Raw genomic sequence first — 23,628 nt, 5'->3', positions numbered from 1 at the left:
CACGTGCTCGACGGCATTACACAGATGTGTTTTCCAACTTGTCAATATAAGGAATCCGGATCATCGCCAGGGTTCCTTTCCCGGGCTCTGACTGATAGCTGACGCCGTAGGAAGCACCATATTCCAGCTGTATTCTCTCATTCACGTTGAAGACACCGATCCCATTGCCTTTACCCTTGTCTTGTCGGCTGTTTTCCCTTTCTTCTTTACTTCCGGTCCCGTTCAGAATCTTCCCACACGTTTCTGCATCCATTCCCTTGCCGTCATCGCGGACGGTAAACAGCACATCTCTCCCGCTCCGGAACGCACGCACTTCCAGATGACATTTTCCGCGCTTTTCCTTGATTCCGTGATAAATACTGTTTTCCACCAGTGGCTGAACGATCAGCTTTACCGTAATGCATTTTTTAACCGCCTCCTCGGTAATGACCTGATAGTCGAATTTATCCTGATAGCGCATGGACTGAATGATCAGATAATTCCGGACATAATTCATCTCATCCTCTACCGTGATAAATTCCCGCCCCTTATTCAGGGATAACCTCATCAGACGCGCCAGCGCTTCTGTCATCGGGACGACATTGGGATCCTGAAGTTCTGCCATCCATATGATCGAATCCAGCGTATTGTAAAGGAAATGCGGGTTGATCTGTGCCTGAAGCGCCCGGAGCTCGTACTGCCTTTTTTTCCTCTGCTCCTCAATCAACTGAGAAGATAACTTGTCGATTCGTTCTGTCATCTGATTGAAATTCCGGACCAGCATTCCCAGCTCGTCATTGGTCTGAACCGGCATCTCCAGTCTTGTATTGTCAAGCGTAACAAGTTCCATCTTCTTCTGGAGAACAAGGATCGGGTCCACGACATGATTTAATAGAACATTCAGCAAAATCAGGATCGTTGAAAAAATGATCAGGACAACAATTTCCATCGGCAGGATCGAATTCCGTGCCGTAGCAAGAATACTGTCATGCGGCTGAAGATCGAGAATCGTCCACCCCGTCAACGGCTGGGTAACAGCAGCCATGTAGTATTTTTCACCACAAAGCTCAATCGGACGATAGCTGCTGCACAGTTTATTCTCCTGTTTTGCCTTGCGCAGAGCTTTCAACATGGCACGATTTATAATGCGGCTGTCAGAGTTTTTTTCGTAAATCAGCTCTCCCTTCGAGTTCAGAATACCAACCGTTTCATCTCCATTTACTGTAACATTGTCTACAATCTCAGAAAGACGATTCAGATTGAAGTTGATCTTGATAACGCCGAGGAATGCGCCGTCCTCCGAATTCCGGATCATCAGACTCAATGCCATTTCCCTGTCCGCACCGGTCATCTTGTCCGGACCTGTAATGCAGATGCCTCCGTACCGGTAAACCGCTTCCCGGTACCACTCTGAGGCAACCGGATCGGATTCGGCTTCATCTACGGTATAGATCGATCGCCGCAGCAGCAATCTGTCTTTTCCATAGATACTGATTACAGTTGTATCCGAACGGTTCTGCAGGTTCGCCTCCAGAAGCGCGTTAATGATCTCATTCTGATGAAGACTATCCGCATCCTTCGGCTGTCCTTCTCCTCCCTTATTCCGCACGCTTCGAAGATATTGCTGCAGATAATAATTGTAATTGCATTCATTTGCCAGCACCGACAGCTCGCTGATATAGGATTCAATATTCGTGTCCATGTTGTGTACAATATCCTCGGCATGAGATACCTGCACATGAGCGGAACGGCGGATTGAATTCTGGTAAATAAGGCCGGAGATCAGCACCATGAACGGAACAATGACAAATGTCAGGAACAGCAATATTTTCGGTTTTATCCCCATAAATATCCCCTCTCTCCTTCGTTCCATCCTATTTTTTTCCGCCTTTTCGAAAATCAGAAGGAGACATACCCGTATATTTCTTGAAGGCTACGCTGAAATAGTGCGTATTTTCAAAGCCGATTCGATCCGCAACCTCATACGCCTTGAGGTCTGTTCCCCGCAGCAGTTCCATCGCCTTCTCCATCCGCACATCTGTCAGGTATTTGATAAAATTCATTCCGGTTTCTTTCTTGAAGAGAGCGCTCAGATAGCCGGTACTTACGCCGACCTGATTCGCCGCAGTCGGAAGTGAAAAGCTGAGATCCATATAATGGGAATTCACACACTCTTTCACTTTGCGTATCAGGACCCTGCTGCTGGTATTCTCCGTCTTCCGGAAATCCTCTGCAGCTGTTATTGCAGCCTGCATAATTTCATTCAAAATACCCTCCAGCGATGACATCTGCGAGATCTCACTGTGCAGTCTCAGACACTGCTCCGTCGTCCGGGGCGTAATCTCGGAAAGTTCTGACAATTCCTTCAGGATATCGGTAACAATTTCAGAGAGAACAATCTTGACATTAATACCGGAAAGCTGCTTCTCATCTTTGATATACTGACGAATCCTGCGGATCGCATCCTGGATATCGGAATCTGTGCCGAATCGAATACTTCGAAGCAGGTCCTTCACTTCCTGTGCCGGATAACGGAACAGCATCGTATTCAGGCTCCCGTCACGGATATCATAAACTGCGTTCTCACCAAGCGAAAATCTGTACTCGCAGGCTCTTTTTGCAGATCGAAAGGAAACCGGAAGCTGATCCGGCCCGGATACCTCAACGCCCAGTCCGCCCGTCGCCTTTACATGAATGGTATTATCCAATGCTTTAAGAATAATCTCCATCACCTGGTAAGCAGTATTTCTGGGATCATCGCCGAGAATATCACAGCGGAACAGTATGACCAGCTTCTTGCTGAGATTTGATTCGAAGACATAATGTCTGCCGCCCAGACATTCCTGCGCTATATTTTTGCAGGAGAAAACATAGAGCGGCACATCCTCGTCTGCGATATTGTCCAGCCCGAGATTCAACAGTCCTACAATATAGGCATTTGAGGTAAAGTCGATGCCGGCGCTTCGGCACTGACGCACAAGCTGCTGTTTGTCGCCCTGATCCTCACAGACGATCTCATTCAGATACCGCGACCGGATAATTGGAAGATTCTTGGCTAATTGCGACCTCATCCTGTTAATGTACTGGCGATTCTCGTCTTCCTTCCGGATCCCCGCCATGATCTCGCTCATCTTTGCATAAAGATTCTTTGCTCCGATCGGCTTTAAAATATAGGAACACACCCCGAGATCGATACTCTGCCGCGCGTATTCGAAATCCTCATGTCCGGTAGCAATAACGACCGATATCCCGGGATAATCCCTGTGAAGAATTCCTGCCAGCTCAATGCCGTCCATAAAGGGCATGACTATGTCAGTCAGCACAAGGTTAATCGGCCGGCTGCGCACAATTTCGAGTGCTTCCTCTCCGTCCCCGGCTTCATATATCTGATCGATTCCAAGCGAGGTCCAGTCCACAATCCTTGCAATTCCACCCCGTATCAACGGTTCATCATCTACAATCAATAGCGAATACATCTTATCTCCCCATACATCAGCCGACATCCACATCCACCGTCAAATCGGCCATAAATGTGCATATATATTTTAATAATATCAGATTATTCTTCGTATACCATGCACAAAATCGCAATATTAGTATACGTTTTTTACATGCTGCAGTGTTCAAGAATTTCCCAGAATCGCCGTTCTTCACAAGACGGCTGAGCAGAGGAAATCATGAATTCTCCAAAATCGTCGCTCTTTACAGGACAGACGGGCGGAGAGAATCAAGAATTTCCAAAAATCGTCGCTCTTTACTACACAGCCGGGCGACGCATAGTCAGATTTGCTTCAGCATTACTCCTCCCATACATTTAGAATACAATCGCGCCATCCGCAAAATTGCGGAATTACGTATTCCCGAATCTGCGAAACTGTGGAACTTTCGCTTGTTTTCGTTGTCACTATTGACTGTAATCACGCCAAATGCTATGTTCATTCTTGTAAATATTACACAAATAATGCATAACTAAGGGAGGGTTTGCTATGCTTACAAAAAGAGAAAATTTGCTGGAAACAATTCACGGAGGTCACCCCGACAGATTTGTCAATCAGTTCGAGTTCCTCTCCATTATCATGAATGATCCGATCCGCGCCACCTATAAGGCACCGAAATACGGCGAACTCAATGTCACAAATCAGTGGGGAGTCACCCGTTCCTGGCCGGAGGGAACGCCCGGACCATTCCCGGTTCACGATGACGCGCATCGCCTTCTGAAGGATATCACAGAGTGGAGGGACATCGTTCACGCACCGTCACCGGTATTCCCGGAAGCAGCCTGGGAGCCTGCAATCGCCGCAGCCGAGGCTGTAGACCGCAAGGATAAATTCGTTTCGAACTTCCAGGCACCGGGTCTCTTCGAAAGTCTTCATTATTTCATGGGCATGGAGGATGCCATGATGAATTTCTATGAGGAGCCGGACGAGATGCACGACCTGATCAAATACCTCACCGAGTGGGAGCTTGACGCGGCAAGAGAGACCTGCGATCACCTTCATATCGATGCGGTATTCCACCATGACGACTGGGGAAGCCAGCGCTCCACCTTCTTCTCTCCGGCTATGTTTGAGGAGTTTTTCGTGGATGCCTACAAACAGATCTACGGATATTACAAGGAAAGAGGCGTGCAGCTGATCGTACATCATTCCGATTCCTACGCCGCGACATTGATTCCCGATATGATCGACATGGGCATCGATATCTGGCAGGGTGTCATGACCGGAAACGACATCCGCAAGTGCATCGACACCTACGGCGGCAAGATCTCCTTCATGGGCGGCATCGACTCCGCGACCGTTGATCATCCCGGCTGGACCAGACAGGAAGTCCATGATCAGGTCAGAAGAGCATGCGCGGAGTATGGCAAGCTGTACTATATTCCCTGTGCTTCTCAGGGCGGACCAATGAGCACCTTTGATGGCGTTTATCAGGCACTGACCGAGGAAATCGACAGCGCAAGCAAGGATATGTTCTGATACGGGATTTTTTGAGCAGAGAAGGGGGATTCTCTTATGGCTAAAAACACATCGTCCGCTCCGGATCATAAGCCGCTGAGCAGACAGTTGAAGGTTTTTTACGGCGTCGGTGACTTCGGCTTTAATCTGATGTCCAGTATTGAAAGCTATTACTTTAACTTTTTCCTGACAAACCTTGCACAGTTCGCGCTTCCGGTTGTAACCATGATCACGACGGTAGCCAGTACAGTTGACGCGCTCCTGTCCTGGATCTACGGAGCCATCATTAACAGCTCAAAGCCGATGAAGTGGGGCCGCTACCGCTCCTGGCTCGTTGCGATTCCGTGGATCGTGCCGTTCCTCTATGCGTTTCAGTTCGTCAAATTCGGGTCCGGCATTGGTTCCGCCGTCCTGATCATCGTGGCGGCAATCGCCAGCCATGTCTGCTGGAATTTCGCGTATGTGGCAAACGTATCCATGATCTCTGTCGCAGGAAAAACGCCGGAGGACCGTTCGCAGCTCGCCTCTACCAGAGCTGCCTGGTCCAATGCCTCCAAGGTTGTCTTTTCCTATGCCGCACCGGTCGTTGCTTCCGCAGCCGCTGGCGTCATCGGAAAGGTCAATATGTATGGCGGCGCTGCCTTCTGCTTCGGTGTATTGTTTGTTGTTCTTTACTTCGCGCATTTCAAGATGTTCGAAGGATACGAGAATACCGCCCAGGCAGCACAGGCAGACGCAAAGGCTTCCGCGAAGGACAAGACAAGCGGAAAGGATCTGCTCCGCGCGCTTGCGCAGAACCCGCCGCTGATCGCTCTACTGATCGCGGATCTCGCAAAGTTCATGTTCAACTTCATCTGCATGGGTTTTGCCAGCTACTACTTCCTGTATGTAGCCAACAACGCAAAGCTTACGCCGGTGTACATTCTGATCACCAACATATTCTGCATTGTCGGCGCCTATCTGAGCAAAACGCTCAGCAACCGTTTTTCCACCAGGAACACTACCATCGGCGTAATGGCGATCCAGGCAGTGATTCTGATCCTGGCCTTCTTCGGTCACAATAATGTCATGATGGTCATCATCCTGATGTCCGTATCCCTGTTCGGCTATGGCATCACCTACGCCTGCACTCCGGCCCTTTACGGCGATACCATCGTGTACAGTGAGTGGAAGACCGGAAAGAACGCCGCGGGATGGATCAGTGGCCTGCAGAATGTGCCGCTGAAGGTCTCCATCATGACCCGTGGCATCATCATCAGTGCCTGCCTCGCGGCCGGAGCATTCAGCCCAAAAATTGACCCGGCAGACGCAAGCAATCAGTTGAAGACCGCCATCAGTGCAGGATTCATGCTGATCCCGGCTATCGCACTGATCATTGCGGTTCTCTGCCTGACCTTCGGCTTCCGCCTGACAAAGGACAAGGTCGATCAGTATGCCGCGGAAATCGAGGCAAGGAAAAGAGCCTGACACGGGCACAAATTAAGACGCGGAAAAAGCCTGGCCGGCCACAAATTAAGACGGGAAAAAAGCCTGGCCCGGCCACAAATTAAGACGGGAAAAAGCCTGGCCCGGCCACAATCGCAACATTATAAAAATATGCTATAAAATATGGAGCGCCCTTCGGGGCGCTTTTTTTCTTACAATGTGTGACAGGAACCGCAGATCTGGTATACTGAAGCCAGGCAAAAACTGCACCGGACAGACACAGCAGACTTAATATTTTTAAATATTTCGAGAACACATTATATAAAATTATCGTATAACACCCAAACGACAAGGATAAAATCTATGAATAATCGAAGCACCGGTAAGAGCACCAATCCAACACAAAAATCCGACTCCTCCTGTTCTGAAACCTCCCGGTTTCCGTCCGGCTTCCACCCGCCTCTGCAGGTCATTGCAGATGCTCTGACTCTGGCCGGCATAGATTATCTTATTTCAGATACAACGGATGATTTGCGGTTTTCCGGGATCCGCATTTTCAGCAAAGAAACCATTACTGACGACAGCAAACCCGTCTCCGCACACATGTCACTCCGGAGCCGAAACCAGCAGTCTTCTACGACAGACGACACATCTGCTCCCGCACACATGTCACTCCAGAGCGGAAACCAGGACTCTGCAATGCAAGACGATACATCCGCTTCCGCTTCAAAGTACGTGTATCTGTGCCCGGAATCTGAATTAGACGGTCTCCCCGACGATTTTCTCTCCGGCAGGTCTTTCCTGCTTCTGTGCCGGGATCCGCACGCCTCGTTCCGCCGCTCCATGCCTGGGAGGATTTACATACGCGACAATCACAGCCTTCCGGAGATTCTCTCCCTGGTGCAGGATCTCTTTGATCGTTTTCACGAATGGGATCTGAAGATTCAGGAGGCATTTCTGCTCCAGACGCCCCTTCAGGAAATCTTTGACCTGAGCCAGACGATCTTCCGAAACCCAATCTTCCTGCATGACCGTGACTTTATTATCCTTGCGGAGTGCAATTACCCGGAGCAGAAGATGAAACGCGGACGGGACAGAAGAACCGGTCTTCCCATGGTGCAGATGGATCTGATCAACGATTTTCGCACCGATCCCGTCTATATCGATGGACTCAAAGAGCGCCATCCTGTAATGTATCCCTCCGAACAGACCGGATATCAGATTCTGTACCGGAACATCTGGCAGGGCGATATTTACCGGGGCAGGATTCTGGACCTTGAGGTTGACAGCAGAATTCTGCCCGGTGATTTTGCGGTTATTGATTATCTTGGAGAGCTCCTGGAGCATTTTCTGTATTCCGGCGATCTCAGAAAATTCAGCATCTCGGACGATACATACGAACTCATGGTCCGTCTGTGTGAGAAGGAAGAGACAGACGAGCAGCAGGTTCTGAGCTATCTCCGCTATCAGAACTGGAACCGGAACGACCGGTATGTTGTCATGCGGATCGTAACGCAGCAGAGGGATTTCAACATCATTTCCTCCTATGCGGTCCTTAACCAGATCAACACCATCCTGGCAGCCGGACGGGCGTTTTTTCATCAGGAGGGAATCACTCTTGTTGTGAACCTCTCATACGCGCACGAAAAAACCTCCGACGTCGTCAGTCGCCTCGCGGTGCCCATGCGGGACAGTCTTCTGAAAATCGGCGTCAGCTCCGAGCTCCGTGATTTTTTCCGGCTGGGCATTCTCTTCGACCAGGCCAATATTGCCCTGAACTTCGGGCTCTCCGGCAACAGCATGATCTGGTACTACTATTTTGATCAGTACATGCTCGATTATATGATCCGCTGCTCCACCGAAGACATGCCGGCGGAGCTTCTCTGCTCCGACGCCCTTCAAAAGCTTCTGGAATATGATCAGAAAAACCACACTGCGCTTGCGCATACCCTGGAAGCATATCTGCTTCATGACCGGAATGTCCTGCAGACCTCAAAGGAGCTGTACATTCACCGGAGCACCCTCTCCTACCGGCTGGAGAAGATCCGCCGGCTGATCAGCATCAACCTCGACGACCCGAAGGAGCGCATCAAGCTTCTGCTCTCCTATTACATGCTCGGGATGCTGCATGAGTAATGTTACGTTTTTATACCCGTTATACACGGTGACTACCCGCTTCTGACCGATCCTGTGCGCCCGGTGGCCTTCATCGATCAGCGTATGGATCAGATCCATAACCGCCTCTCTCTTGGCGGATTCCCCCTTATATCCATCAAAGCACAGCGACAGGTCGCAGCAGAAGAGCTTCTGCTGCTCCTTCCCCATCTGCACATAGCGGACTTCCTCCAGCTTATCCGGAAGATCCTTCAGCACGTCCTTCTTGACTCTGAGGGTCACTATCATGACAATCCATGAGTGAAAAATATTAATTTATATTTTATGCAATTTGATTGACAAAAATCATTTTGAGTGATATTCTGAGAATGCAAGAAAAACAACAGCAAAGGTTACCGCAATCAGGAGGACAGGACATGTACGATTATGATGTGATATTTATCGGAGCCGGCCATGCGAGCTGGCATGCAGCAATGATTTTGCTTCAGGCAGGCAAGAAGATGGCTTTTGTAGAGAGAGATGTCGTCGGAGGAACCTGCACCAACTACGGATGCAATGCCAAGATTCTTCTTGACACGCCCTTCAATTATCTGGACGGTCTGAAGCGGTATCAGGGCATCGGTATTTCCGAGCTTCCGAAGCCGGACTGGACAAGTCTGATGAATTACAAGAAGAAAGTAATTTCTCCGCTCAATAAAATTATGGAAGGTATGTTCGAAAACGCACATATGCCGGTCATTCACGGAAACGGAAAACTCGTGGATGCGCATACCGTTGATGTCGACGGCAGAAAGATTACCGCTGAGAACATTGTGATCGGCACCGGTGAGCATGCCATGAAGCAGAATATTCCGGGTAAGGAATATATCCACGACAGCAGAGATTTTCTGGATCTGGACAGCTTCCCCGCACGTATCGCCTTCATCGGCGGCGGAATCATCGCCATGGAATTTGCTTCCATAGCCGTACAGATGGGTGCTCAGACCACAGTGATCGAATACACTGACCGGGTGCTCCGCATGTACCCTGAAAAATATGTAGGCCGTGTGGTAGACAAAATGAAAGCCGCAGGTGCCTCCTTCCTTCTGAATCATGAAGTGAAAGAGATCTCAAAGAAGGGAAGCTCCTATGTTCTGACCTTTGCTGACGGATCCACCCTCGAGACCGACTATGTCCTTGAAGCCACAGGACGCGCGGCAAATACGGAAAATCTCGGGCTTGAGGATCTTGGCATCTCCTATTCGAGAAGGGGCATTCAGGTGGACGACCACATGAGAACCTCCGTACCGAATATTTATGCCTCCGGGGACTGTGTAGACAAACGGATTCCGAAGCTGACCCCGACGGCAACCTTTGAGTCCAATTATATCGCCACTCAGATACTCGGAATCAATCCGAATCCGATTCAGTATCCGGTCATCCCGAATCTGGTGTTCACTCTTCCGAGAATCTCTCAGGTGGGTGTAACGCTGGAACAGGCCGAGGCACAGCCGGATGTATATGACATCGAGGTCGCGGAATTCGGCAAACGTCTTCTCTTCGAAGCAAAGAACCAGCCGGATGCCGAGTTCACCTTTATCTTTAATAAGAAGCGCGAGCTTGTAGGCGGAGCTTTTTACGGAGAGGACGCCGGCACAAATGCCGATATCGCCGCTCTCATCATCAATCAGAAGCTCACCGGCATGCAGCTCAACCAGATGATCTTTACCTTCCCGACCGAATCACAGGCGCTTCTGAACCTCCTGACACCTCTGATGCTGAAGAAGGTTTGAACTGATCATTAATTTCTCAATAAAAATGTGCAAAAGCGGCACAGAACTTCTGCGCCGCTTCCATAAATGATTCTTTTTCAATGCTTCCATTCTTCCGGAATCAGAAGGTTATCTCACGCTCACAGAGCATCTCAGCCACTGATCTCACGTTCGCGCATCATTTCAGAAGCTGATTCCACGTTCCCGGAGCATCTCCTCAACGGCTTCAACCGCCTCATATACCATCGCGTCACAGTGCGGCTTCTTCTCTCCTGGCGTCCGGACTTCCGCCGCCAGAAGATCCCTGCACTGTGTACGTCCCTCATGTCTGCCCGCAATCCGCCGCATGAGCTCGACAGCAATACCGGAATCACCGGCTCCGCACAATCCCAGCGCCATCAGTCCTCCGGTGATCGCGCCGCAGGTCAGCCCCGCCTGCATTCCCGACCCGAAATTCTGCGCAATCGCGTTTGCCTGATCCGCCGTCAGTCCTTTTCTCTCCGCAAACGGAATGAAAACCGCCTGCGCACAGTTATAGTGCCGGTCCGCAGCATCCCTGAGTTCATGACTTCTCTTCAATATCTCATCCATGTCTTTTGCCTCCGTAATCTTTCTTCCACAGCTTTTTCTTCTGCAATTTTTTCTTCCACAGCTTCTGCTCCCCAGAATTTCCCCGGCTTTACAGATGCAACAATATTATAACATCTTTTCCCCGGCACAGTACCGCTTCAGCATGTGAATATTCCGGCGTGGCGGAGCATGATAAACTCGATCGCGATTGCCGTCATCGTACTTGTCAAAACATATAAATATTCCCATTCAGCGGAATATAGTGAACGCTCTTTTAATTTAAGCAGAGTCAGGCAGCGCAAATCATGATTTCCTCATCTCCTCAATATCACCGCCCGCGGCAGGATTTTTTGAAAACGGTTTGAAGGCAGTTCGAAATTTAAATATCCGTGGCAGTTCGGAATTTTAAATATCCGTTGACAAGCGTATGCAAACGTGATAAGGTCTTTTCAACATAAACATATATTTCATATCAGATATGTATGAAATACAGATCTGGTATGTGACTCAGGAAGGAATGACCGTCCATGCAGAACATTAAACCACAGGATCATATCGATATCGCCGCTGCCGTTCCTTACATTTTAGACGAGGAATATCAGGGATACAATACCGCTCCACTCACCCGGGAGGAGAAAGAAATCGGGGAAAAGTTCCAGATGCCAGAGGTTGGGGTCCGCCTCATTGACTTCTTTTTTACAGAGGAGGATCGGAAGTTTATTCTATCCTTTGACGGAACTCCGGTTTCCTATCGTTCTCTCGATCCCGGATACGCGGCGGATGCCTTTCGGAGAGGCGTTCTGGCCAGGGTCCGCAGGGACGATACTCCGGAGGATCCGGACGCCGCTGCAGACCCGGATTATGACTACACGCTGAACAACTTCTACGGGATGCTGGATGTCCTGAGCGTCAGCGAAACCCGCCGCTATCACACCCTTCCCGCAGATCTCCGGGTAAAGCTGGATCAGTGGTACTTCGATGAATACGAGAAAAGTCTGGATCCCGATCCACGGGTAAGACCGACCACTGACGAAATCATATCTCTGCAGGAGATGCTCGATTTCATTGACCAGGAGGAACGGCCCCTTTACCTTGCCCGCTGTGACTGTAAATGCCTGGGCGGGCAGGCAGAGGATCCTACCAACACCTGCATCAATTTTGTTCACGGAGACAACAGCTTCGTCACACGGAAAATCTCGGACCGCATCACCAAAGAGCAGGCGAAGCAGATCATCCGCGATGCTGACAAAGCAGGGCTCGTACACACCATCAGCGACCACGGCATCTGCAACTGCAACGCGACAGACTGCTATCTCTTCCGGGTGCAGCGCGACCGCAGGAGCGTCGGCTTCTGGCCGAAAGCGCCGCACATCATATCCTATGACGCAAACCCCTGCATCGGATGCGGGCGGTGCGTCAAGCGCTGCCGGTTCGATGTCATCTCTATGACGGGACGCGGCAAGAATGCCTCCCTGTCCTTCCGGATGGACGAATGCAACGGATGCGGCATCTGTGCCAGCACCTGCCCGGCTGACGCCCTGCATCTGGTGCCCAGAAAGACCCCGGCACACACACACCAGGGCCCCGCAGAAACATGAATTCCTCAGAAATGGGGGCCCGCAAAAGATGGGAAAAAATGGTTCTGAGTAGTTCCAATACAAATTAAACTCCAAGACAGAATAAATATATTGCAGAAGGAGAAAACGAAATGAGTTACGAGGCTTTTAATGACGATACCCTTGGCTTTACCACAAGGCAGCTGCACGCAGGCTACGACCCCTCACAGCATTTTCTGTCCAAGGCGGTTCCCATCTATCAGACCGCTGCCTTTGAGCTTGGCAGCTACGAGCGCTGCCTCCGCTTATTTAAATATGAAGAAGAAGGAGATTCCTACGTACGTTTTTCGAACCCCACCAACCGCGTACTCGAGAAACGCCTGACCTCTCTGGAGGGAGGAAGCGCTGCGGTTTCCCTGGCCTCCGGCATGGCGGCCATCTCCGATACCTTCCTGACCCTTGCGCACCAGGGTGACAATATCGTCTCCGTTCCGACTCTGTACGGCGGCACCACCACCCTTCTTCAGAAGACTCTGCCACAATACGGCATCGAGGGCCGCTTCATCGAAGACGAGACTGACATCGATTCCTACCGGAACTATATAGACGACCGCACCAAAGCCATCTATATCGAAGCTCTCGGAAATCCCGGAATGAATGTTCTGGACGTGGACCGCATCACTGCACTTGCTCATTCCTACGGCATTCCGGTTGTCATCGACAATACCTTCGCGACTCCTTATCTGTTCCGGCCATTCGAACACGGCGTTGACATCGTCTGCTACTCGGCAACCAAGTACCTGTCCGGTCACGGTGTAAATATCGCCGGAATCGTGGTGGAAAGCGGAAAGTTCAACTATCTGAACGGTCGTTTCCCGGAGTTTGAAACCTTTTACAATGACTTTAAGGACTGGATCGATGAAGAAACCCTGAAGCGCGAGATGTTTACGAAGCGCCTCCGGATCACATATCTCACCGATCTCGGCGCGCACATGAGCCCGCAGACAGCCTTCTATGTCCTGCAGGGCATGGAGACTCTCTCCCTTCGCATGGAGCGTCACGTGTCAAACGCCGGTAAGCTCGCGGCTTTTCTAGAGAATCATCCGGCAGTCACAGAGGTCCTGTATCCCGGTCTGGAATCCAGCCCCTACCACAGTCTTGCCGAAAAATATTTCCCAAAGGGGCCGGGAGCAATCATGTCCATCCGGGTAAAGGGAGGACAGGAGGCCGCCCTCCGCACCCTGAAGGCGGTCCGTATCTTCGACTACATGACAAATGTCGGCGACGCCAAATCGCTGATCGTACACCCCGCGTCCTCCACGCATTTCGGGCATTCCCCGGAAGAAAACGCAAAGGCAGGCGTCTATCCAGACTCTCTCCGGCTGTCCGTCGGCATTGAAGACATTGACGACCTGATCCGGGACATGGATCAGGCACTGAATCAGTCACAGCATCTGTAACTTTGCAAAATTCCACACAATGAAAGGAGCATCCCATGAAAAAAAATATCCTCTCCCGCACTCTTCTCCTCACTCTGGCCGCAGGCATCACGATACTCACCGGCTGCGGAAGCAGCCAATTCAGCACCCAGAGTTCCTCCGGCGCCGGCTCCTCTTCCGTATCCTCTGACTCAGCGTCAGCCACTGTCAAGTCCGGCAAGGCGAAAGAGGGAACCGTGCGCATCGGCTCTAAGGATTTCACGGAAAATGAAGTTGTCGCTGAAATCTATGCACTCGCACTCGAAGACGCCGGCTATAAGGTGCAGCGGACCTTCGACATCTCATCCTCTCTGATTCACACCAGCCTGATCAGCGATGATATCGACCTCTACCCCGAGTATACCGGAACCGGGCTGATTTCTATCCTGAAAGAGGATCCGATCACCGATCCCCAGAAGGTATATGACGAGGTAAAAAAGCAATATGCCGACAGGTTCGATGTAACCTGGCTTGACTACGCGCCGGGAAACGACGGCCAGGGTCTTTTCATCAGCAAGGAAGCCTCAGACAAGTACGGCATCACAACGATCTCCGAGCTTCAGAAGCATGCCTCCGAGCTGAATTTTGCATCACAGGGCGAATTTGACCAGCGAGAGGACGGACTTCCAAGATTAAACGACGTATATGGTGAATTCAAATTCAAATCCACAAAGGTATACGATAACAGTCTGAAGTATCAGGTCGTAGCAAGCGGCGAAGCCGATGTAGCCCCAGCCTACACTACAGAGGGCGCGCTCTCCGAGACCGACAAATACGTTCTTCTGGACGACGACAAGCAGGCATGGCCACCCTACAACCTGGCTCCTGTCGTACGAAACGATGCCCTCTCTCTTAATCCGGAGATTGCAGACACTTTGAACGCCGTCGACAAGACCCTCACCACTGAAGTTCTCACAAAGCTCAACGCCGAGGTGGACATCGAGAAGAAGGAATATGAGGATGTCGCGAAATCCTACTACGACAGCATTGCAGACAGCATCCCGGCAGCTGCTTCCGGCAGCTCCTCAAGCAGTGTTTCCTGAATCCGGGCGCACCCACTTGTCTGCCTGAAGCAGAAGCAGCTGCACGAACTGCTCCATTGGTCTGTCTCGGGCAGCTTCACACAACTGCCCCATTGCTTTGCAGGAAAGCGCTTCACGCACCGCTCCATTGATCTGTCTCAGGCAGCTTCACACAACTGCCCCATTTGAGATTTGTGAGGAAGAAAATGAAAGCCATCCAATATCAGAATATATCAAAAAAATATCCGGGTTCCGATGTCCTGTCCGTAAATCACGTATCCGCCGAGATCCGGGAAGGTGAGTTTATCACCATCCTGGGGTCCTCCGGCTGCGGAAAGACCACCCTCCTCAAGATGACCAACCGTCTGATCGAGCCGAGCGAAGGCAAAATCATCCTCTTTGGAGAAGACATCTCTACGGTAAATCCAATCGTGGTGCGCCGCCGCATGGGCTATGTCATCCAGCAGGTTGGGCTTTTCCCGCACATGACCATCGAACAGAACATCGGCATCATTCCTCAGCTTGAGAAATGGGACCGCTCGAAAATTCACGACCGGGTCACGGAGCTTCTCAATCTGGTCGACCTCGATCCCGAAATCTACCGGAACCGCTATCCTTCCCAGCTTTCCGGAGGACAGCAACAAAGAATCGGTCTCGCCAGAGCGCTGGTAACCAATCCGAAGATCATGCTTCTCGACGAGCCCTTCGGAGCGATCGATGCCATTACCCGTCTTAATCTTCAGAATGAATTGAAACGGATTCATCAGGAGACAAGCCGCACCTTTCTCCTGGTCACCCATGATATCAATGAGGCCTTCCGTCTCGGAAACCGCGTCATGATCATGGACCGGGGAAAGCTGCTGCAGTTTGATACACCGCAGGAAATCGTTCGTCATCCCGAAGACCCCTTTGTAGAGACTCTGATCTCCTCCGCGCGCGAGCAGGAAGACTTCTGGAAGGATGTGATGAAATGATACGCTATCTTATTTCCAATCCGGATAAGATCCTGATCCCTCTCGCAAGACACCTGGAAATCGTCCTCATCACACTCGCGATCTCCGTGCTTCTCGCGGCAATCCTTACGGTGCTCTCCGTGGAGATTCCAAAGCTCGGCTCACTTCTGGTACAGATTTTTTCTCTGATCTACTCCATCCCTTCCATGGCGCTGTTTGCGCTCTTAATACCGCTCACCGGCCTCGGAATGCCCTCGGCAGTGACTGTGCTTGTCATCTACAACCAGTACCTGCTCCTGCGCAACTTCCTGACCGGTCTGGACGAGGTGGACACCGGAATCCGCGAAGCCGCCCGCGGAATCGGCATGACAAAGCTCCAGATTCTGCGCCGCATTCAGCTTCCTCTGGCCCGTCCCGCGATTTTCGCAGGCATCCGCCTCGCCATGGTATCGACGATCGGAATCGCCACCATCGCCTCCTGCATCAACGCCGGAGGCCTCGGCGACCTGCTTTTTTCCGGCATGCGCACACAGAACGTCGTCAAGATTCTCTGGGGAAGTGTACTCTCCGCAGGCCTGGCCGTCGCAATGGATGTTCTTCTCAAGCTCGGTGAAAAACGAACGGCAGGGAATTTCCAGGCGCGGCAGGCATCCGGGAGTCAGAATATCGAAAGGGAAAGGAGTGATCAGAAATGATTAAGGGAATGATCTTATACATACAGCAGAACACTTCTCAGATTCTGCTCCAGATCCGGCAGCATCTCCTCGTGAGTCTTCTGTCCCTTGCCATCGCAGCTGCAATCGGTATTCCCCTCGGATATCTGGCTTCGAAGTCTGTAAAAAAGGAGCAGATCATCTCCGCCCCCTTCCAGATCCTCCGCGTCGTGCCTTCCCTTGCGCTTCTTTTTCTCCTCATTCCTGTCATGGGAACCGGTATCCGTCCAGCCGTTACTGCGCTCACGATCCTCGCGGTTCCTCCGGTTCTCCTGAACACCATCGTGGGATTTTCCGGAGTCCCGGATTTCATGCTGGAATGTGCCGCCGGAATCGGAATGACTGCCCGGGAACAATTCTGGCATGTCCGCGTTCCCCAGGCACTCCCCATGATCCTCGCGGGGATCCGGACCAGCCTCGTGGAAGTCATCGCCAGCGCTACTCTTGCGGCGATGATCGGAGCCGGCGGACTCGGAGAAATCATCTTCACCGGCCTGGGACTCTTCCGGTCTGATATTCTTCTCACCGGCGGACTCCTCGTAGCCCTTCTCTCCCTCGGCTCCGGCCTGGTCTTCGACCTGATCCGGCGGGCCGTGCTGCACTACCGCTATGTCTGATACAAAAACTCTGGAGTTAGTTACTTTGGAGTTGGCTATCTCCAGACAAATAATTTTTTAGGGAGTGGAGAGTGAATTTTCTGAGATTACGGCAAATAATGATTTCCGCCTCCTACAGCAGGCGATCTTTCATTACTCCTGCGATAAGGCGGTTAATACTCCAGAAAATTGTGCCGTATCCCACACTTACTGCCGTGATGATTCCTACCTGGATTCCCGGATACTACTGAACAAACAACGCAACGTTGAACGAGATAAAACACGCTGCGCGAGTTTTATCTCGCTATCGCGACGCTCGCCGCACACGAATACTTCGCATTCGGCTGCGGCTCACTGTTCGCGTAAAAAAACACAGCCGGCTCTCAACCGGCTGTGTTTTAACCAGGGATCAAAATCCCTGATCTTCGATTTCATTTATTCTTTTCCGCTTTCCTTGCTTTTTCTTCCTCTGCATCCGCTGCATTTGCCTTCGCCCGGAAGGCTGCTCCGGGATCGTGTCTGCGAAGATAGAGCAGAATGATGATTCCCGCCGCAACCGTAAACAGTCCGATGAACTGAGAGGTTGACAGTGGCCCGACCTGTCCGCGGATCAGATCACCTCTCCAGAACTCCACGATGAAACGTCCGATGCTGTAGAGTGTCAGATACCATCCGGCAAGCTCTCCCTCTTTCTTCTTCCACTTCTTGTCATACAAAACCAGAAAAGCGAAAAGCAGAAAGTCGCCCGCGCTCATGATCAGCTCGGTCGGCACCAGGTGCACGCCATTCGGTGCGTAATCCGAATGCGTGAATTCCAGATACAGCGGGCCATTGGTCTCCACGCCATAGCAGCACCCCGCGAAAAAGCATCCGATCCGTCCGAAGCCCTGTGCAAGGGCAACTGCCGGGAAGGCTACATCAAAATACAGCCAGACATTCAGCTTCTGCCACTTGCAGTAGAGGATGCCGCCGAGAAGTCCTCCCAGCAGTCCTCCGAAGATCACCCAGCCGTTTGAAATCGCGTCACTCAGGGTCAGTGTTCCGGACACAAGTTCCGGAATAATCGTTATGATATACAAAATCTTTGAACACAGGAAGCCAAAAACCACGCAGGCAATGACCAGTCCGAAGATTTTATCCCTCTCTCTGGCGGTCATGCCCTTCTGCTTCGCTCTGTGTTCCGCGAGAAAATATGCGCAGATAATTCCGATCCCGATCATCAGACCGTAGGTGTGTACCGTAACCGGTCCGATTGAGAATAAATCGTTGTACAATTCTGTCCGTTCCTTTCTCTCCGTATATGCCTGCTGCCCGATGCCGCAAACCTACTGATAACCGGCCTCGTCGGTCTGCCGCGGCGTTCACCTCACTGTTTCACACTTTGTGTGAGCGGATGTGACTTATTGCCCGGAGGAAGATACCGCAGAGCTGCCCGAGGTTGCCGCAGAGGATGCTGCTGCGCTGCTGCCCGAGGTTGCCGCTGAGGATGATGTTACAGAACTTCCTGATACAGCAGAAGATGACGATACAGATGAGGAAGCTACCAGCTCGGTATAAGCATCGGTGTCATTCACCTCAAGCTTCTTCCACGGGCTTTCCTCAACGACCTGTACGGCGTCCTTCCACTCCTGAAGCTTCTTGTTATAATTGGTCTGCTTTCTCTGCGATACGATGTCCTGTTTCTTGCTCTCGGTCGCATCCTTATCGAAGGTCTTGTCCATTCTCACCAGGTAGTAGTAATCCCCGGTGTCGATCACTCCGTCATAGATCTCTCCATCAGAAAGGCTGTTCGCCGCGTCAATGACTGAATCCGGCATTACCGTGTCATCCGCGCCGTAGGAGTAGGTGGTGCACGCGATATTGGTGCTGTCCAGGTTGCTTGCCATCGTCTTCATATCGGCATTCGCGACATCGCCGCTGTCCTTTACCTGCGTCAGAAGCTCTTCCAGCTCCTTCTTGTAGGTGGCCTTCTCATCATCCGTGGCATCTGTCGTCGTACCCGTACTGCTGTCCGTCTTGGTCAGCGCAATACGCGCATACGTAATACTCGACTGCTTCGCCTCATCATCCGTGACGTTTGTATCCGTGTCTGCCGTCATCGGCTCAAACATCAGCTGCTGATAAGTCTGGAGCTCCAGAACCTCCTTGATGTTATCCTGAGAAACTCCCATCTTGTCCAGCTTCTTCTGGTTCTTCTCATAGGTCGTCTTCGCCGCGTCCTCGATCTGTGTCGCCAGCTCGTCCGGAATGGTTACGCTGTAATCCGAAGCGTGCGCGCGCAGCAGAACATCCTGAACGATCGTGTCCTTGACGGAGTTCTTGAGGTTATCTCCATACGTCATGGCATCCTGTGAACTGGTTGCCGCTGAATACTGGTTGCTCCAGAACGTACCGGAAGACAGTCCATACTGCTTCAGCATATAGGTCGTGGATGCCTGCTGATATCTCAGGAAAAAACCAGCCGTACCGAGGCTGACCTTCTCGTCTCCAACTGCCAGGGCAGTCTTTGTGCCGTCAACTTTTCCGCATCCCGCAAATACAGAGACCATCATAGCCATCGCCAGAACTCCGCACAGAGATGCCTTCTTAAACTTGTTCATTACCGATTCCTCCGAATCATCCATACTTAATCGAACCTTTCACACGTAACGGATAAGGCAATGATTTCAAAACCCCTGCCTTTTATTCCTGCTGTGAAAAGTAACACTATTCCGGCGCCCATCTTCCACGGCACCAATGTTTAAATTATATACTCAATGCCGAAGCAGGGCAACTTGAAATTCCACATTTCACAACCGCCCTGCATCGAAGCGGATTCTTCTGCAGCTTCTCTGCAAAATTCGTTAATACTCACTCTGCGAACCTTTTCCCGCATCGAGCCGGATCCTTCTGCAGCTTCTCTGCAAAATTCATCAATGCTCATTCTGCGAACCTTCTCCCGCATCGAGCTGAATCCTTCTGCAGCCTCTCTGCAGAATTCGTTAATGCTCATTCTGCGCACTGTCCCCCGCATCGAGCCGGATTTTCTGCAGTTCCTCTGTAAAGGCAGTCATCGCCTTCCGGATCCTCTCAAAACGTCTGTCGGATGCCTTCCGCAGGACATAAGAGAAGTAAGGCTTTGCCCCCGCCTTGAAGAAGAGACGGTTCCGGAACTGCTCTTGCTCCAGAATTCCCGGAATCTTCGCGGCATTGATCCCAGCCTGCGGGTAAAGAGTGATCCGGACCTCATCTCTGGTCTGCTTGATCTCGGAGATATAAGCCCTGTGCGCCTCTGCCTTCAGGAGCGCCACGCTGACAAGATTCATGACCGACTCCGGCGGTTCTCCGTAACGGTCCAGAAGCTCGCTGATCATCTCATCCGCCTCCTCATGCGTCTCAATGCCCGCGATTCTCTTATAGATATCCAGCTTCTGTCCCTCCTCCGGGATGTAACTCTCCGGAATAAAGGCATCCACGGACAGATCTATCGTCGTCTCGAAGTCCGCTTCTTCTTTTCCTCCCTTCGCCTCACGGACAGCCTCATTGAGCATTTTGCAGTACAGATCGTAGCCGACCGACTCCATGTGGCCGGACTGCTCCGCTCCCAGAAGATTTCCGGCGCCGCGGATCTCCAGATCCCGCATGGCGATCTTCACACCGCTTCCGAGCTCCGTGAACTCACGGATCGCGTGAAGCCGCTTCTCCGCATCCTCCCTGAGCATCTTGTTCCTGCGATACATCAGAAACGCATAGGCGTTTCGATTCGACCTTCCGACCCTCCCGCGAAGCTGATACAGCTGCGAAAGTCCCAGCCGGTCCGCGTCGCAGACGATCAGTGTGTTGACATTTGAGATATCCATTCCGGTCTCAATGATCGTCGTGGACACCAGCACGTCAATATCGCCGTTGATGAACTGGTACATGATTTTTTCCAGCTCATTCTCCTTCATCTTCCCGTGCGCATAGGCCACAGAGGCATCCGGCACCAGTTCCTGAATCCTTGCCGCCATATCCGCGATCCCGTTCACGCGGTTGTAGACAAAAAATACTTGACCGTCTCTGGCAAGTTCCCGGCTGATCGCCTCCCTCACCAGTTCCTCGTCATATTCCATCACGTAGGTCTGGATCGGCATGCGGTCCAGCGGCGGCTCCTCCAGAACACTCATGTCCCGGATGCCGATCAGGCTCATATGGAGCGTCCTCGGTATCGGCGTCGCCGTCAGGGTAAGCACATCCACGTTCCGCTTCATCTGCTTGATTTTTTCCTTATGGGTCACACCGAACCGCTGCTCCTCATCGACGATCAGCAGTCCGAGATCCTTGAACGTGATATCCTTCGACAGCACGCGATGGGTTCCGATCAGAATGTCCACCATTCCCTTGCGAACCGCCTCAATGGTCTTCTTCTGCTGGGCATTTGTCCGGAAACGGCTCAGCATATCGATCCGGACAGGAAAATCCTTCATCCGCTGGGTAAAGGTATTAAAATGCTGCTGCGCAAGTATTGTCGTCGGACACAGGAGAACGACCTGCTTGTTCTCCTGCACAGCCTTGAAGGCGGCGCGGATCGCGATCTCGGTCTTCCCGTAGCCGACGTCGCCGCAGATCAGGCGGTCCATGGCCTTGCTGCTCTCCATATCCCGCTTCGTGTCCTCGATTGCCTGAAGCTGATCCTCCGTCTCTTCGAACGGGAACATCTCCTCAAACTCTCTCTGCCACTCCGTGTCCGGTCCGTACTGATACCCCTCCGTTCTCTCACGGGAGGCATACAGAGCCACCAGCTCCTTCGCGATATTTTTTACCGCGCCCCGGACCCTGCTCCTGGTCTTTGACCATTCCCTGCCTCCGAGCGTATTGATTTTGGCTTTTCTTCCGCTTCCGGCTTCTCCCCCGGAATACTTCTGCAGGGAGTCCAGCTGCGTGGCGAGCACGTAGAGATTGCTTCCGCCCGCGTATTCGATCTTGATATAATCCTTCGCGACACGGTCGACAACCACCTTCTCGATTCCCCGGTAGATGCCCAGACCATGGTTCTCGTGCACCACATAATCTCCGACGGTGAGATCCGCAAAGCTCCGGATCTTCCCGGCGCCGCTGCTGTCGGCTTTTTTTCTCCGCTTCCTGCGTTTTTCCGCTCCAAAGATATCCGACTCCGTGATGAGCACAAACTTCTGCAGCGGATATTCAAATCCCCTGCCGATATTTCCCCTGGTGACCATGATCTCATCCGCGGAGATCTCACGGTCCGCATCCTCACTGAAAAAAGCCGGAAGCCCTTCTTCTACGAGATTCTCCGCAAGTCTTTTTCCTCTCGTCCTCGAAGCGGACAGCAGCACCGCCCGATAATGATTTTTCCGGTAATTCTTCAGATCATTGACCAGCATCGGAAACTGGTTGTTGTAGGAGCTGACCGACCGCACGGTCACTGAAACCCGCTCCCCGATCTCCAGAGGGAGGTGATGCTGTTCCATCAACGACAGAACCACACAGCTCTTCCGGCTGAGATTATAGCCCAGCTGCTCTTCCGTCAGCATGCGGTTCGCCTCAAGACTGGTTATCCGCCCCTCCTCGATCCGGTGCTTCATCGCCTCCTGATACTCACCGGCAATCGCCCCGGCGTTCTCAAACAGTCTCGCTGGCTCATCCAGGAAAAAAACGCTTCCCTCGGGGAAGTAGTCGATGAAGGTATCCGTCAGTCTCCGGTAAAATGCTCTCGCCTTCTCCGCCCGCTGACCGGCTCCGCCGCTTTCCTCGCGAAGCGCATCATCGTCCCGTCCGATTTCCTCAATGGCCGGATAAATCGTGATCTCCTCCAGGTTGCTGTCGATGGATCTCTGTGTCTCCGCGTCAAAGCTGCGGATCGAATCCACCTGATTGTCCCACAGCTCAATCCGCCACGGATCCTCTTCCGTCAGCGGAAAGACATCAATGATATCTCCACGGACAGCGAACTGCCCCGACGCCTCCGTCTGGCCGACTCTCTCATATCCCATCTCCGTAAGACTGCGGCTCAGCTCCTGAATGTCAATCTCACTGTCGCTCCGGATCGTCACGGCAGCTTTTCGGAGCACGTCAAGAGGCAGAAGATAGTCCATGCATCCCCCTGTCGAGGTAATCACCATGACATTCTTCTGCTCAATCAGCGCTTTTATCACCTGCATCCTCTGTTTTGTCAGCAGGTTTCCCGATACATCCGCCTGGTAGAAAATCAGGTCTCTTCTCGGAAAATACATGACATCCGGATTGAAGAGTCTGAAATCCTCGTACAGCGCCCTTGCCTTCAGCTCATTCTCCGCAATCAGCAGAGCAGCCGGCCTTCCCTCGGCGAGCCCCGCAGCAATATGCGCCTTCTGAGAATCCAGACAGCCGGAAATCTCAATTGCTTTGCCGTCGGATCCGATCTTCTTCTTCAGATCCTCGAAACCGGCCATCATCTCCAGCGGCTGTTTCAATGCCTCAATCATACTGTTCTTCTCTTTCTCTTTTGTCCATTCGTTCGTTCTGTCACCCGGCGGCAATACTTCAAGCGCTGCGAT

The 23,628-nt window shown here is 51.8% G+C and carries 17 protein-coding genes; 10 read left to right on the top strand and 7 right to left on the bottom strand.

What is annotated here, in order from left to right; genetic code table 11:
- Positions 1 to 16 precede the first annotated feature (16 nt).
- Both ACTQZS_RS11830 and ACTQZS_RS11825 read right to left on the bottom strand, forming a co-directional pair.
- Entirely contained in the window at positions 17 to 1,825 is a 1,809-nt protein-coding gene (locus ACTQZS_RS11830; RefSeq protein ID WP_441475986.1) for a cache domain-containing sensor histidine kinase, read from the bottom strand.
- A gap of 28 nt (positions 1,826 to 1,853) precedes the next feature.
- Complete coding sequence (locus ACTQZS_RS11825) at positions 1,854 to 3,482, bottom strand: response regulator transcription factor (protein ID WP_441475985.1); 1,629 nt, start codon at positions 3,480 to 3,482, stop codon at positions 1,854 to 1,856.
- Between the two features lie 483 nt (positions 3,483 to 3,965).
- Between ACTQZS_RS11825 and ACTQZS_RS11820 the strand changes: the two genes are divergently transcribed.
- From ACTQZS_RS11820 to ACTQZS_RS11805, 4 genes are all read left to right on the top strand, one after another.
- On the top strand, positions 3,966 to 4,955 hold the full coding sequence (locus ACTQZS_RS11820) for a uroporphyrinogen decarboxylase family protein (protein WP_441475984.1): 990 nt from the start codon (positions 3,966 to 3,968) through the stop codon (positions 4,953 to 4,955).
- Between the two features lie 36 nt (positions 4,956 to 4,991).
- Positions 4,992 to 6,401 (top strand): MFS transporter, encoded by a 1,410-nt coding sequence (locus tag ACTQZS_RS11815; RefSeq protein ID WP_441475983.1) that lies wholly within the window; start codon positions 4,992 to 4,994, stop codon positions 6,399 to 6,401.
- A gap of 321 nt (positions 6,402 to 6,722) precedes the next feature.
- Positions 6,723 to 8,495 (top strand): PucR family transcriptional regulator, encoded by a 1,773-nt coding sequence (locus ACTQZS_RS11810; RefSeq protein ID WP_441475982.1) that lies wholly within the window; start codon positions 6,723 to 6,725, stop codon positions 8,493 to 8,495.
- A gap of 395 nt (positions 8,496 to 8,890) precedes the next feature.
- Positions 8,891 to 10,246, top strand: a complete 1,356-nt coding sequence (locus ACTQZS_RS11805) for a dihydrolipoyl dehydrogenase family protein (protein ID WP_441475981.1) — start codon at positions 8,891 to 8,893, stop codon at positions 10,244 to 10,246.
- 162 nt (positions 10,247 to 10,408) lie between these two features.
- Here ACTQZS_RS11805 and ACTQZS_RS11800 read toward each other — a convergent pair whose 3' ends face one another.
- The gene (locus tag ACTQZS_RS11800; protein ID WP_441475980.1) at positions 10,409 to 10,816 is read right to left on the bottom strand and encodes a C-GCAxxG-C-C family protein; all 408 of its coding nucleotides are present in this window, start codon (positions 10,814 to 10,816) and stop codon (positions 10,409 to 10,411) included.
- A gap of 506 nt (positions 10,817 to 11,322) precedes the next feature.
- Here ACTQZS_RS11800 and ACTQZS_RS11795 point away from each other — a divergent pair.
- From ACTQZS_RS11795 to ACTQZS_RS11770, 6 genes are all read left to right on the top strand, one after another.
- Positions 11,323 to 12,393 (top strand): ATP-binding protein, encoded by a 1,071-nt coding sequence (locus tag ACTQZS_RS11795; RefSeq protein ID WP_441475979.1) that lies wholly within the window; start codon positions 11,323 to 11,325, stop codon positions 12,391 to 12,393.
- 110 nt (positions 12,394 to 12,503) lie between these two features.
- Positions 12,504 to 13,811 carry an O-acetylhomoserine aminocarboxypropyltransferase/cysteine synthase family protein gene (locus ACTQZS_RS11790; RefSeq protein ID WP_441101547.1) on the top strand — a complete coding sequence of 436 codons (1,308 nt, stop codon included), beginning with the start codon at positions 12,504 to 12,506 and terminating at the stop codon, positions 13,809 to 13,811.
- 35 nt (positions 13,812 to 13,846) lie between these two features.
- Positions 13,847 to 14,872 carry a glycine betaine ABC transporter substrate-binding protein gene (locus ACTQZS_RS11785; RefSeq protein ID WP_441475978.1) on the top strand — a complete coding sequence of 342 codons (1,026 nt, stop codon included), beginning with the start codon at positions 13,847 to 13,849 and terminating at the stop codon, positions 14,870 to 14,872.
- A 185-nt stretch (positions 14,873 to 15,057) separates the two neighbouring features.
- Positions 15,058 to 15,825, top strand: a complete 768-nt coding sequence (locus tag ACTQZS_RS11780) for an ABC transporter ATP-binding protein (protein WP_441475977.1) — start codon at positions 15,058 to 15,060, stop codon at positions 15,823 to 15,825.
- Positions 15,822 to 16,499: an ABC transporter permease gene (locus tag ACTQZS_RS11775; RefSeq protein ID WP_441475976.1), complete on the top strand. Its 678-nt coding sequence runs from the start codon at positions 15,822 to 15,824 to the stop codon at positions 16,497 to 16,499. Before ACTQZS_RS11780 ends, ACTQZS_RS11775 begins: the two co-directional genes overlap by 4 nt.
- Positions 16,496 to 17,134 (top strand): ABC transporter permease, encoded by a 639-nt coding sequence (locus ACTQZS_RS11770; protein ID WP_441475975.1) that lies wholly within the window; start codon positions 16,496 to 16,498, stop codon positions 17,132 to 17,134. Before ACTQZS_RS11775 ends, ACTQZS_RS11770 begins: the two co-directional genes overlap by 4 nt.
- A gap of 410 nt (positions 17,135 to 17,544) precedes the next feature.
- Here the strand turns inward: ACTQZS_RS11770 and lgt are convergent, their stop codons facing one another.
- From lgt to mfd, 4 genes are all read right to left on the bottom strand, one after another.
- Entirely contained in the window at positions 17,545 to 18,387 is an 843-nt protein-coding gene (gene lgt, locus ACTQZS_RS11765; protein ID WP_441475974.1) for a prolipoprotein diacylglyceryl transferase, read from the bottom strand.
- Positions 18,388 to 18,513: 126 nt separating this feature from the next.
- Positions 18,514 to 19,713 (bottom strand): hypothetical protein, encoded by a 1,200-nt coding sequence (locus tag ACTQZS_RS11760; RefSeq protein WP_441475973.1) that lies wholly within the window; start codon positions 19,711 to 19,713, stop codon positions 18,514 to 18,516.
- Between the two features lie 140 nt (positions 19,714 to 19,853).
- Positions 19,854 to 20,105, bottom strand: a complete 252-nt coding sequence (locus ACTQZS_RS11755; RefSeq protein ID WP_441475972.1) for a hypothetical protein — start codon at positions 20,103 to 20,105, stop codon at positions 19,854 to 19,856.
- The gene (gene mfd, locus ACTQZS_RS11750; RefSeq protein WP_441476007.1) at positions 20,095 to 23,556 is read right to left on the bottom strand and encodes a transcription-repair coupling factor; all 3,462 of its coding nucleotides are present in this window, start codon (positions 23,554 to 23,556) and stop codon (positions 20,095 to 20,097) included. Before mfd ends, ACTQZS_RS11755 begins: the two co-directional genes overlap by 11 nt.
- Positions 23,557 to 23,628 lie beyond the last annotated feature (72 nt).

This window comes from Bilifractor sp. LCP19S3_H10 (assembly GCF_052119185.1).
Taxonomy (GTDB): domain Bacteria; phylum Bacillota; class Clostridia; order Lachnospirales; family Lachnospiraceae; genus Bilifractor.
The sequence above is the reverse complement of the archived record's forward strand: the minus strand, read 5'-3'. Positions and strand labels throughout refer to the sequence as shown.